Genomic DNA, 12,644 nt, shown 5'->3' with positions numbered 1-12,644 from the left:
ATGTTGCCGTGAATCATCTTTTGTTCACGGCAACATCCAATCTTTACAGGCTGCAGTTTAAGAGGTTTACACAAGCCAGAAAGCGGCTGGTATCAATCTGTCTCCGACACGGCATTTCGTAGTGCTGAGATGCGATTACGGATCGTTCGTTCATCAACATCCATCAGCTCCGCCACTTCTTTTTGTGTATAACCTGCCAGCAGTAGCTGCAGGCAGTTGTATAAATTCGGGTCAGAAGTCCGTACCTCACCGAGGAGGCGATCTAAATCGGTTTCAGCAAGGGCAGGGTCCCGGTTCGCATAATCAATCTCTGCACCAGACGTTCGGAGTGCTTCGGCATCCGGGGTGTCTTTTTCATCATTATCCCATTTCAAAGGAGATCCAGTCAGATTCTTGCTCCTTGTTCCGTCCTCTTTCCTTTTAGTACCGAGGTGTCGGTTAACGAGTTCTTTGGCAGCATCTCTGACCACTTTGAAAACATAGGCGGCAGTTTCTCCGTCACTTCGCACATCGAGGCCATTTTTCCGGACGTGTTCAAGGAACTTTATGACTGCTTCCTGGCGCACCTCCTCGACAAGATCTTCGATGCTGATAGAAATGTTCTGAAGATAGGGACCGGCCTGTCGCCTTATGTGCGACTTCACTGAATAGTCGGTAATCAGATTAATCAGCTTTCCCGCTAATTCGTCCCCGGTTTTCTCCGGCGATGCAATGTAGCTTTCAACAAGCTCGCTAAGTCCGGTCGCAGAGGTTTTCATAGTGCGAATATCCCTTTCCATATTTGCGGTGATTTATGGAGAGTATCTCAGAAATTTATTTCAATGACTCCGGCTGCTGAGTATTTAATGATCAATAAAAGCAACATTTTAAGTAATTTTACTTTTAGTTGTGCCGGGGCGGATTGCGGCCACCGATAAAATATCGTTGCAATGATTTCCGGTTTTCGTCTGTGTGAGCCTTCAAAGGTTACAGGCAGGTCGAAATGTTCCCGATCCGGGCAGAGCTCTGACCTCAAACGACTGCGGTTCCGGTCTGGTTGTCCTGGGTGATGTTAAGTCAAGTAAAGAGGTGCTCCGTTTGTACATTATTGATATTGAGGCAAGTGGTCTGAGTGATGAAAGCTATCCGATTGAGGCTGCGTGGTGTGCCCTGGACAGCGATGAGACATTCTCTTGTCTCATCAATCCTGACACCGCCGGCGACTGGGATCACTGGGATGACTACGCCGAGCTGGCGATCCACGGGATCAGTCGCGAGGCATGTCGCGATACGGGCGAAAACGTAGTGTCAGTCGGACGTCGCCTCGAAAAATTACTTGCGGAAAACGTCGTTTTCTCAGACGCACCGGGACAGGACCAGATATGGATCGACCGACTGTTCGATTCCATCGGTAAACGCAGCCCGGCAAGTCTGGTTGATATTCAGCAGGCGGTTCCTCTCACGAAGCGCCCGGAGCTGTCCCGCCGGCTTTCGGAGCTGTCCCGCCCGCACCGCGCTATGGCCGACTGCCTTTTGCTCAGGCAGCTTGTTCAGGAGATCCGAAGCAAAACGGATTGAGTTAATCAGTGAGACCGATGCTCTGGTCTCCCGTCTGCATATCCAGTCCGGAGAGGACGGCCGGCAGAACGAAACCCGACGAGCAGATTGATTTCTGGCACCCCTGCCGCTAACGAAAAGCATCAGAAGGACTGACGCATGGTAAACGAATCAGCTGTAGAAACCTCCGTGCCGACAGTTGCCGATCTGGAAGCAGAATTATGGCAACAGAAACTTTATGATCCGGAGGTATTTGAAGATCTGGTGCGGATGAGGACGTCTCTGCGTCTGTTAAAAAAAAGTGATGCTCTGCTGCTTGCACTTGTTCTCTGCGGAACGGTGACTCTGGGTATTACTGTTCATTGGGTCTTTGGTCTGGCCGGTGCGTTCCTTGTTCTGTTTTTGCTTGGAAAAAAGCGCTCACGCCTCGCTGACACCCGAAACAGCATCGATAAGCTTATAGGGGAACCGGATCGACTGTTTAACTCGATAGCGGTGAATAAAATCATGATGGAAGCCTTTGATCGCTCGCCTCAAGTTGCGGAGTACCTTCGAACGATGGAAAGGAATGGACGCCGTAAACTCACATATTTCGAAACCGAAATGCTGATAAAGATTCTGGCGGCTTTGGATCGTGAGGAAGCCGAAGTGAAATGAAAAGTTGAACGGGCTCTCCTGATGTTTGCTTGCAGCTAACCCGTGAGAACGAGCCAACTGACCTTAATTGCATAACCGCAGTGAACACACGCAAAACCCGCTAAATCCAGTCATGGGTGTTGCCGGGGGGAAACAACACAGATCCAGAGGAGTTTTATGGGAACATTTCTTAAATACGCTTTAGAAATTCCGTTGTGCTTTTACTTTATGTTTTTCACCCCCAAGGCCGATTACAGGGAGAATGTCGAGAGCTACCTGTACGGCGTAGTCGTGATGGCTTGCGTTCAGTGCCTTGTGATGGTCTGGCTGATGGATTATTTCGGTTGGAACGTGCCTTTCCAGAGGGACATACAAGAACACTTTGGCTATTACGTCTCTGACTGGGAGTTCGGTTTCTTTATTGGTTTCTGGACGCTTTTGGGCGGACTTCAGTATCCGTCGCTCATGGAGGGGCCTGATAAACCGGGCGTTTATGATGAGGATTATGCATTCAGCGTCAGAATGTCAGCCAGCCCGGATCTACCGAATAATAACTTTGCAGCAACAGTGCGCGAAGACAGAACCTCGGGACAACAAAAGAGGAAAGATAAAGCGCAGGATAAGACTGTCCAATCCCAACCAGAAAAGGTCATTGCGGCAAGCCGACCCGAGAAAACCGATGCGGTCTGGAGCGGCCTGCTTCTGAAAAAGACGCCTCCTGAGGCCGTCCGCTATCTGACAATGATAAAGTGCAGCCTCGATGAGAACACGGATCCAAAAGAGTATTGGGGTATTGAAGAGGAGTCTCCTTTGTTCAGGGACCGCCGGTGGGTAGAGGCTGAAATGGCAAGGCTCATGAAGTTGACGAGTGAAGAAGAGTGTTGGCCAACTCGTCAATAAAGCCCGGCGACACGGGGTGGCGACTTTCCTGATGTTGCGGCTGGATTCCCGGTAGTCATCGATCGGACTGTGTTATGACTATTACCAGGGGAATCCACATTGACGGCCTGGCCGTCACCGAGATCAATCAAAAAGTCCCGGGGCCAGTGGGTGTGCCCGAAAATGGTCAGCCCTCTGAATCCTGTTTCCAATGAGAGAGCGACAGCCGGGTCCCCGAGACGTTGATTGTGAATATCCTCCGGCCCCTGATGTAAAAGAAGAAAGTCGGGGTTCCGCCGGGTAACGGTTTCCATAATTTCTAAAAAGTCGGGCTCAGAACGACGGTTATGGCGTTTTGGATCGCCGATGATCCCGCTCACACCACCGACCCTGAGTCCGCTTCGAAGCGTTACTGTCTGTCCATCGAGAATCTGAATGCCGGCTGGAAGCGACTCAGGACTGGAGAGAATGTCATGGTTTCCCAGAACGCAGAGCGTATCAGGCGTAACAGCTGATAGAGCATGCAGTGCATCACTGATATCACCCGTGCCGCCCGGTTTCCTGCAGTCCGGATAATCGTAAAGATCCCCCGCGACGAGTAGGGCGTCGAGCGCCGGAATCTCCTTTACAGAAATCATTGACAGCAGCTTCTCGGCAACCGTTTCCCCGAGCAAACGTTCAGAACCCCTGAACGTCCCGGAAAGATACTCTCTGCCCTGAAGATCGGACATGCAGGCCAGAGCATTAAAGGATGCCGGCAGACCCTCGGCAGTCGCCCGATGGAAGGGAAGGCTACGCAAGCGAGGTTTGCCTCCTGATCCACTGGTCCAATAGCGAAGATTGAAAAACGGTGAATGATTTATAGAAGTAAGTCGCATGGGTGCTCCAATGCCATCATGCAATCCAGCCCGAGGCGACACTAGCCTGGCGGAAATCTAAAAGGCAAAGTGTTAAAGGCAATCCATCTCATCCAGCGGTAGGCAAGCCACTATCCTAGCAGGTTGATTTGCGTTTTGGACCGGACGCCAGAGCAGGAGTTTATGAAGCAATGAGGCTTGTATGCATTTCCGACACTCACAGTATGCACCGGCAAATTCCACGGATACCCGACGGCGACGTACTGATTCATGCGGGAGATTGCCTCGGCCGGGGGACCCTGGATAATGTCGAGGATCTGAATGACTGGCTGGGAATGCTGCCGCACCAAAATAAAATCGTAATCGCTGGTAATCATGATTGGGTATTCCAGGAAACGCCGGCACTTGCGAGAGAGGCATTGTCGAACGCTTTCTATCTGGAAGACAGCGGTATTTCTCTTCAGGGCGTAAATTTCTGGGGTTCCCCATGGACGCCGGTCTTTATGGACTGGGCCTTTATGTTGGAGGGAGGCCAGGCGTTGTTTGATAAGTGGAAACTGATTCCTGATAACACTCACGTGCTGATTACCCATGGCCCGCCAAAGGGCTTTGGAGATGAGGTAGATACCGGACTCAGGTTTCAGAATGTCGGCTGCATCCATCTTCTCGATAGAGTGGATGAAGTGTCTCCGAAAGCGCATATCTTCGGTCACATTCACGAAGGCTATGGCGAATATCTCAGGGGCAGCACTCTTCTGATTAATGCCAGTACCTGCACCGAGCGGTATGAGCCCACTAACGCGCCTATTGTGTTGGATATTTAAGCGTCGGTTGATGGGATTGCACCGGCGTGCTGTATGGTCGGATGCTTTTTTTGCCGGCGAAACTAATAGCAACTGTCTGATTGCAGTTACAGGAGAAGGGTTACAGTGAAATTTGATAATAATGTCTGGTATCTGACCGCGTCTGACCTTGTGGCACACAGCAGTTGTGATCATCTGATGATGCTGGAAAAGCAGGTTGCTCTCGGTGACCTTAAAAAAACCGAACACTACGATCCGCTGCTCGAGCTTTTGCGTGAGCGGGGCGATCGTCATGAAAACGCTTACCTGAATCACCTTGTTGGACAGGGCCAGACGGTTACCACCATCAAGGGTTCAGAGGTTACTGATGAAAGCGTTCGGCAGACGTTGGACGCTATGTACGCCGGTGATCCCGTCATTGCTCAAGCGGCCCTGCGCGACGGTAGATGGCGCGGCCGCGCCGATGCCCTGCTACGCGTTGAAAAGAACAGTGCCCTTGGGGAATGGTCATACGAGGTTGTGGACACCAAGCTTGCCCGGGAAACGAAAGGTGGCACGATCATCCAGCTATGTCTGTATGCTGACCTTCTTTCAAAGGTCCAGAAACGTGCCCCGGAGTTTGTCTATGTTGTGGCGCCATGGCAGGAGTATGTACCTCAGCGTTTCCGGTACGCTGACTATTCGGCTTACTTCAGGCGAGTGAAATCGGCTGCAGAGTCGGATGCGGCGGCCGAGCAACTCAAAGAAACCTATCCGGATCCGAAAGCTCACTGCGATGTCTGTCGGTGGCAGAACGTTTGTGAGAAACGCAGGCGTGATGATGATCACTTGTGTCTGGTGGCGAACATAAGCAAAGGTCAGATCAAAGAACTTAAGGAAAATCGGATCCATACTCTTGAGGACCTCGCCAAAGCGCCATCGCCTTTGCCCGGAAATATTGCCTCAGGAAGTCGTCCGGCACTTGAGAAAGTGAAGGCTCAGGCTGAGATCCAGGCGCGTTCCCGTGAATCCGGAAAGCTTCATTATGAACTTCTCGGGTTAATACCGGACGCCGGGTTGTCGGCTTTGCCTGAACCTTCAGATGGTGATGTGTTTTTCGATATCGAGAGCGATCAGTTCGCCGCTGAATCCGGCCTTGAGTATCTTTTCGGGTATGTCTATCGGGATGACAATGGGGAATTGACTTATCAGCATGAATGGGCATTCCGGCCCTCAGAAGAGAAGGCCATGTTCGAGCGCTTTGTGGATTTCGTTACAGAACGCAGGAAGCGCTACCCCGCCATGCACGTATACCATTTTGCACCCTATGAGCCATCAGCGCTGAAGAGGCTGATGGGGCGCTTCGCGACTCGCGAGAACCAGATCGATAATTTTCTTCGCCAAGGGGTTTTTGTCGATCTTCTTGCAGTCGTGCGTCAGGGTGTCAGGGCAAGTGTCGAGAGCTACTCCCTGAAGAAGCTGGAGCCGTTCTTCGATTTCCGGCGGAAGGTTCCTCTACGCGAAGCCAATGCAGCGTTGACGAGGCTCACCTATCACATTGAACTGGACCACCCGGGCGCTATCGACAGTGAAACAAAGTCCGTCGTCCAGCAGTACAACGCCGACGACTGTTTTTCTACAGCCGCCCTGAGAGACTGGCTGGAAACACTGAGGGAGGAACTTGAAGCGCAAGGTTGTTTAGTCGCACGACCTGACAGCCAGTCTGACGAAACGGCAGAGGACAATGAGCAGGCGGCGGCGATCAGGGCCTTGATGGAAAAGCTCACCGCTGACGTTCCTGATGACGTAGCAAATCGGACTGAAGAGCAGCATGGACGCTGGATTCTGGCGAACCTTCTGGAATGGCACCGCCGTGAAGAAAAATCGGAATGGTGGGAATATTTCCGGTTATGTGAGCTTCAACCGGATGAATTGTTCGACGAAAAAGCTGCCGTGTCCGGGCTGGATTTTATTCACACCGTGAAAAGGTCAAAAACGGGAATTCCTGTGGATCAGTATCGGTTTAACCCCCAGGAAACTGAAGTCCGGGAGGGCGATGAACTGAGGCAGGCCGGCGGTGAAAAGCTGGGTAATGTCGCAGCGGTATCGGTTGAAGATGGCACTATTGATATCAAAAAGCGAAAAGATACCGCTGACACACATCCGGAAGCCGTTTTCGCCCATAGGGTTATCTCAGCGAATGAGCAGAAAGCTGCGATACAACGGCTGGCTGAATACGTTGCAACGCATGGTATTTCGGGAAACGGAAAATTTCAGGCAGCGCGCAATCTGCTTTTACGGTCAAAAGTTGCGGAAGCCGGCGAGTCGCTATTGAGAGAAGGTGAGCGAACACTGGATGCAGCCTTGCGAATCGCCCCGCAGCTCAGTGGAGAAGTTCTGGCAATTCAGGGGCCTCCGGGAACAGGCAAATCATATTCCGGTGCGCAGGTGATCTGTGATCTGGTTGCCCGAGGCAAGAAAGTGGGCATCACTGCAAACAGTCACAAAGTCATACGAAATTTAATCGATGCAGCACTCAAACAAGCGGCTAGAAATAATCAGACGCTTGAGTGCTTTCAGAAACCCGGAGCCGACCACAATGAAGCAAACCAGCCCGGGCTTACTTTTGTCCGTAGCAACGGTGATTTGTTAGGCGCTTTGGATGACGGAACCGCGCAGGTAGCCGGGGCAACGCACTTTCTGTGGTCCCGGGAAGATGCCTTGAGCAGTCTCGACGTTCTTGTGGTGGACGAGGCCGCTCAGATGTCGCTGGCCAATGTTGTTGCAATCGCCGGAGCGGCAGATTCAGTGATACTGCTGGGCGATCCCCGACAACTTGAGCAGCCGACCAAGGGGGCTCATCCTGAGGGCGCAGATTGTTCTGCGCTCGATCATCTCCTCGGGGGAAATCTCACGATTTCTGCTGACCAGGGTCTTTTCCTCGGAGAAACCTATCGGCTGCACCCGGCTATCTGCGCTTTCAATTCCGAGCTGTTCTATGAAAGCAAGCTGGTATCGGTCCCGGGCACTGAGAAACAGAGAATAAGCTCTGCCGGTGATTTTTCCGGTTCAGGGCTGCAATATTGTCCAGTAGAGCATAAAGGCAATACCAGCCGTTCTGTCGAAGAAGCCACTGTTGTGGAGCAGATGGTTCGCGAAATTCTGGCAGATAATCCCTCGTGGGTAGACAGGGAAGGCGTGGAGAAACCGCTGACCATGAGCGACATCCTGATTATCGCGCCCTACAACGCTCAGGTTTTCGAGCTACACAAAAAATTACCCGACGCGCGTATTGGAACTGTAGATAAGTTTCAGGGTCAGGAAGCGCCGATCGCGATCTTTTCTATGGCAACCTCGAGTCACTCGGATGCGCCCCGGGGCATGGAGTTTCTTTACAGCGCCAGTCGTTTGAATGTCGCGATATCACGTGCCAAGTGCCTTGCAATCCTAGTGGCGTCGCCTGAAATTTTTGAAGCGGAATGCCGGACTCCCGGTCAGATGGCGCTCGCGAATGCATTTTGTCGGTATCTGGAGCAGGCGGACGTGGTTCGAGCCTCTGGGCTGATGCAAAGTTGCTCAGACTAATTTTAGGCTGATCCTCTCGTTTGGAGTTTAAGTAAGCAAAAAAGCGGGCTGCGCTTCGCAGCCCGCTTTCATTAGGATCCGCTTTGATTGATCAGGCCTAATTGGATTCTTTCTAAATTCATTTTGCGTCGGCCCCATTCCCAAACTACCTTTTCCCTTGTATCCGTTTTGAAAAACCAATGCAGGGCCTGTTTCAGTGGGGTTTGGCTAGTTGGGCTGTATCAATGTAATTCGGTGCGTTGGAATGCATCGATCCGGGCCAAGGAAGTAAATGACAGTAGTAGGGCTCCTTTCCAATTCTACAATTAAGATAGGTTCAGCCAATCATGCTTTGCCCGATTGGCTGAAATTTCCACTGTTACTGGGCGAGTATGCATCGAGTCAGCCAGGCTTTTACTGCTGTGTTATTGTCCCTGACGCGGCTTTGGCTGCGCTGCTAGTGGCTAAGGGTGCGGATCTTTCGATTGGCGATACTTCTCACCTTTTGGAGCCTAACGACCTCGCCTACGTTCGTTACGATGAATCATCCTCCTGGAAACGCGCTGTTTGTTCAGAGGTTCGGGAAGATTTCATTGTATTGATCCTAGATCGGGAAACGGATGCAAAAGTATTCGTGCCGGTATCTGACACATCTCGTCGTATTCGAAAAGCGCCATCGGCATCCAGTCCGGAGGATTGGCTGAGAAAGAAAATCACAAAAGTCACTGCCATCAAAGAAATACAACTACTTGAGACTGGAAAATCGACGGTAGCGGCTGAATTGTTTGGGATTGAAGCCGAATTCAGAAGGGCGGCAGAGTTGAAATGGCTGCGAATTGGATCGAAAGAAGTATTTTCATTGGACGATTTGCTGGCGCTGCAATCATCAATGGGTGTCAGAAGTCGCGCCTTTAATGTCGGCATCAACAATCGTGAGTTAAGCCAGTGTAGGCTTCATGTTTATACTGAGCACGTTCCAGATCAACAGCCCTCCTTTGAAAACGCAACAATATGTCTTTTGAGTGCAGGTAATAGAAATACAGAGCTGTACGCAGGCACATTTATAGATCAGTTTAGAGCTTCGCCGAGTTACGAGCCGGTGGAGAAGCTACCTTTCTGGCGCCAAGCGCTAAACGAGGACGGTATTCGCGGTATTGAGTTCTGCGGGGTTCAGCGTGGATCACACTAAGGCGTTGCTGGAGCGGTGGCACAATGGAATCGAGTGGTCACTTCTCATTGTCGAAGTGACCCAGACAGAATTTCAATGGCTCAGGCATTCCTTAGCGTTATTCGAGCGCGATCAGGTTGAGGACTACGGTGACAACTTTTTAAGGATGCTGAAAAATTTCCTAGTTTCCCAGATGGCCGCTCCGTGCAATCCACAAGCAACGCTTCATGATGGTTGGGAAATCGAATTCGATAGAGAAGCAAAGGAATTTTCGCAGCAATACAAACAACATCAGAACAGGGTCGTTTTGGTCAAAAGACTTTGCGCGGCCATGTTTGATAAGCCTTCTCTACTAATGCTCGCTCTTGAGCGACTCTTTTTAGAAGATGTTCTAAAACCTTCTGTTTACTCGCTGAGGTTTGGAGTCAGAGAAAACTCAATAGTCAGCAGTGTAGAAAGTGCAGGTTTGTCTGAGTTCATTGACATTCGACTTTGGAGAGACCTTAAGAAATCGGGTTCGGAAAAAGCTGTAATCTTTGGCGGGCCGATTAGCTGGCACGCAGAACATTTACGTGTGCCGCCATCAAAAAAAGTTGTGATTGTTCAACCTTCCAAGCTCCGGAAAACGTTCCACATAAAGGATGTTTTTGAGATCGGCCCTGGGGTGTCATTCGCAATTCGGAATCCCGCCCCTTCAAAAATAATCGGTCACGAAGTCGCAGTGCCAAGTGTTTCACCAGTATCCCTTCTGCATGAACTCGCAACGGAGCAGGTTACGGGTGAGATTGTTGGGGTTAGTAGCATTGAGGAGACTCCAGGAAAGAGGCATGGCCTCAGAAGTGAAAACGCAGAATATGCGATTAGACTGCGTACACAGGACGGGCCCGAGGCGCTTGAATTAGGAACTCGTCATTGGTTTTTGAGCTACAAAAGAGGATTGGAAAAAATTCAGGTAGATTCGCAGGATGATATTCCCACAAGCGGTCACCTGGTAGTTCGAAATGTTCCAGTGTCTGCAGAGCTCGATCGGACCTGGGAAAGCGAAATGAACGCGTGGCGAACCTGGCTTAAAACAAATATGGCGCTTAATCCGGAAAGAACGAGAAGCCAGTTTCTGAGGGCAGGTGGCCAACTATCACATCGTCTTGATGACTGGGCCAGGGACGAATTAGTGATTCCTCAGTCTGATTCTGATTTTGAAGCACTTCTGATTTGCGCCGGTGTTGAACCTGTTGAGGAACGCAGGCGAAGAATCAGGTTAGCCCGGGATTCGCACAGTGAGGCGAGAAAAATCGGGCGAGAGATGTCCGCTAATGAGCACCAGAATTTGGCAGCCATTTTCAAGGATTCATCCAATCTGCCATCAGAACACAGAGAATCCTCCAGCTTCTCATTCCGACTGAATAATGGCTCTTCCTACCGTTTCAAGAAGATTCTGAATGTTGATTTAGATCTCGTGATCCAGAACAAACAAACTGCCTAGAGGAGTGGCACTTTGGCTCGAATGATTCCTCCCGTTCTGCCGGATAGTGTTAAAAGTCCGGGAGAGACTGAGCTTTTTAGAAGGTTAAGGGACGACCCTTTAACTAAAAGCTGGGTTGTTCTGCATTCCTTTGATATTGCAAAACACACTCGAAGGATCACCGGCGAGGCAGATTTTGTCGTAATTGTGCCCGAACTCGGCGTGCTGGTAGTTGAAGTCAAAGCCCACAGATCAGTTCGGCGAGACCAAGGGCTCTGGTATCTCGGAAATACTCAGCAGGGTGAGCCAAGAAGTCCTTTCTCTCAGGCTCAAGAAGCAATGCAGAGTATTAAGTCCCGGGTGCTGGAAAAAGACGCTCGACTCCTGAATGTGCCTTTTTTTAGTTGTGTTTTATTTACGCATTGTGCGTTTGAAGAAAAATCTCAGGAATGGCACCCATGGCAATGCATTTCAATGGCTCGCTATAAGAGGAGGGGAGCTGGCGGCTGCTTATTGGACACATTGAAAGAGTCGAGGAGATATCTGCAAAGTGTTAGTTCTGCAGAGTGGTTTCGACAGAATTCTCATGAACCTACTTCGGAGCAGGTCGTTCGATTGCAGGATCATTTGCGCCCTGACTTTGAGGTCTATATATCGCCTCGTGAGCGGGAGCAAGAGCAGCAGGACGAGATTAAGCGATTTACTGCGGAGCAATTTGGCGCGCTAGACGCTTTGTCCTCACAGCCAAGGCTCCTTTTTACTGGGCCAGCCGGCACCGGCAAAACCGCACTTGCAATCGAAGCTGCTCGCCGGGCTGTCGAGACCGGCCAAAAGGTTCTGTTTCTGTGTTACACCAAGCGACTGTCAACTCATCTTGCAAGTGAGTGTGAGGCGCTTGGTGGTAGCGTTAAAGTCTCAACGCTCCATGCGTTAATGCTCCAGATTGCAGAAACTCGTGCGGGCGACCCGACTGCGGAATTCTGGAAAACGACGCTGCCCGAAATTGCTCTGGATAAACTCTCTGAGAGCGCTGAAAGCCACGAGCGCTTCGATTTGTTGATCCTTGATGAGGCACAGGATCTGTCCAATGACAGCTGGCTGATTGTTCTTGATGAGCTTTTGAAGGGAGGTTTAAGTGCAGGTAACTGGATGTTTTTCGGTGACTTTGAGGGTCAGGCTATTTTTGATACGCCGGAGAATACGAAAGCAGAGCTGGACCGCTTTAAAAAGTTATCCGCGAACGTTGTTCACTATATGCTCAAGGTGAATTGCAGAAATCGGAAAGCAACCGCAAAACATGCTGTTCAGCTCGGTCGTCTGGGAGAGATTTACGCCGGTTTCAGGAGAGATTCGGATTCAGGGCCCAGACCCAAGTTTATTTCCCACAAGGGTCACGACGATCAAAAGGAAAAAGTTTCAGCCGAGCTTGGAAAATTGCTCCGAAAGGGAGTTCCACCTGAAAGCATTGTGATTCTGTCCCCCAAAAGAGATGGTCAGAGTATCTCGAGTTTTTTGAACGAGGATACACAGTCGACAGTAGTTCCCTTGGATAAACGCGTTGCAGGGCAGGTCGGCTATTCAACTATACACTCCTTTAAAGGGTTGGAATCTCCTTATGTTCTGATCACCGATATAGACGATATTGAGAGGGTAGAGAGTCGGCGATTGCTGTATACCGCATTGACGCGACCACTGGATACTTTTCTGATTTTTATGTCTTCGGACGCAAGCGAAACGCTTTTAAACGGATGAGGGAATTG

The 12,644-nt window shown here is 50.5% G+C and carries 10 protein-coding genes; 8 read left to right on the top strand and 2 right to left on the bottom strand.

All coding sequences use genetic code 11. The features are described 5' to 3' along the window. Nucleotides 1-92 precede the first annotated feature (92 nt). The gene (locus CFT65_RS00160; protein WP_088826042.1) at nt 93-758 is read right to left on the bottom strand and encodes an RNA polymerase sigma factor; all 666 of its coding nucleotides are present in this window, start codon (nt 756-758) and stop codon (nt 93-95) included. 319 nt (nt 759-1,077) lie between these two features. Here CFT65_RS00160 and CFT65_RS00155 point away from each other — a divergent pair, with 319 nt between their 5' ends. The 3 genes from CFT65_RS00155 (at nt 1,078) to CFT65_RS00145 (ending at nt 3,072) form a co-directional block, all read left to right on the top strand. After that, complete coding sequence (locus CFT65_RS00155) at nt 1,078-1,557, top strand: hypothetical protein (protein ID WP_088826041.1); 480 nt, start codon at nt 1,078-1,080, stop codon at nt 1,555-1,557. 138 nt (nt 1,558-1,695) lie between these two features. Continuing rightward, nucleotides 1,696-2,193 carry a hypothetical protein gene (locus tag CFT65_RS00150; RefSeq protein WP_088826040.1) on the top strand — a complete coding sequence of 166 codons (498 nt, stop codon included), beginning with the start codon at nt 1,696-1,698 and terminating at the stop codon, nt 2,191-2,193. Nucleotides 2,194-2,349: 156 nt separating this feature from the next. Continuing rightward, nucleotides 2,350-3,072, top strand: coding sequence for a hypothetical protein (locus tag CFT65_RS00145; protein ID WP_088826039.1), 723 nt, complete (start codon nt 2,350-2,352; stop codon nt 3,070-3,072). Here the strand turns inward: CFT65_RS00145 and CFT65_RS00140 are convergent. Next, nucleotides 3,066-3,782, bottom strand: a complete 717-nt coding sequence (locus CFT65_RS00140) for a metallophosphoesterase family protein (protein ID WP_172408390.1) — start codon at nt 3,780-3,782, stop codon at nt 3,066-3,068. The two genes, CFT65_RS00145 and CFT65_RS00140, sit on opposite strands and share 7 nt — an antisense overlap. A 317-nt stretch (nt 3,783-4,099) precedes the next feature. Here CFT65_RS00140 and CFT65_RS00135 point away from each other — a divergent pair, with 317 nt between their 5' ends. From CFT65_RS00135 to CFT65_RS00115, 5 genes are all read left to right on the top strand, one after another. Further along, nucleotides 4,100-4,732 carry a metallophosphatase domain-containing protein gene (locus CFT65_RS00135; RefSeq protein WP_088826037.1) on the top strand — a complete coding sequence of 211 codons (633 nt, stop codon included), beginning with the start codon at nt 4,100-4,102 and terminating at the stop codon, nt 4,730-4,732. 105 nt (nt 4,733-4,837) lie between these two features. Further along, complete coding sequence (locus tag CFT65_RS00130) at nt 4,838-8,275, top strand: TM0106 family RecB-like putative nuclease (RefSeq protein ID WP_088826036.1); 3,438 nt, start codon at nt 4,838-4,840, stop codon at nt 8,273-8,275. A 271-nt stretch (nt 8,276-8,546) separates the two neighbouring features. Further along, entirely contained in the window at nt 8,547-9,443 is an 897-nt protein-coding gene (locus tag CFT65_RS00125; RefSeq protein WP_088826035.1) for a hypothetical protein, read from the top strand. After that, nucleotides 9,430-10,905: a hypothetical protein gene (locus CFT65_RS00120; RefSeq protein WP_088826034.1), complete on the top strand. Its 1,476-nt coding sequence runs from the start codon at nt 9,430-9,432 to the stop codon at nt 10,903-10,905. Before CFT65_RS00125 ends, CFT65_RS00120 begins: the two co-directional genes overlap by 14 nt. A 21-nt stretch (nt 10,906-10,926) precedes the next feature. Next, nucleotides 10,927-12,636: a nuclease-related domain-containing DEAD/DEAH box helicase gene (locus CFT65_RS00115; RefSeq protein WP_088826033.1), complete on the top strand. Its 1,710-nt coding sequence runs from the start codon at nt 10,927-10,929 to the stop codon at nt 12,634-12,636. Nucleotides 12,637-12,644: the final 8 nt, after the last annotated feature.

Origin of the sequence: Marinobacter sp. es.048 (assembly GCF_900188435.1) — a bacterium.
In the GTDB taxonomy this organism is placed as follows: domain Bacteria; phylum Pseudomonadota; class Gammaproteobacteria; order Pseudomonadales; family Oleiphilaceae; genus Marinobacter.
The sequence above is the reverse complement of the archived record's forward strand: the minus strand, read 5'-3'. Positions and strand labels throughout refer to the sequence as shown.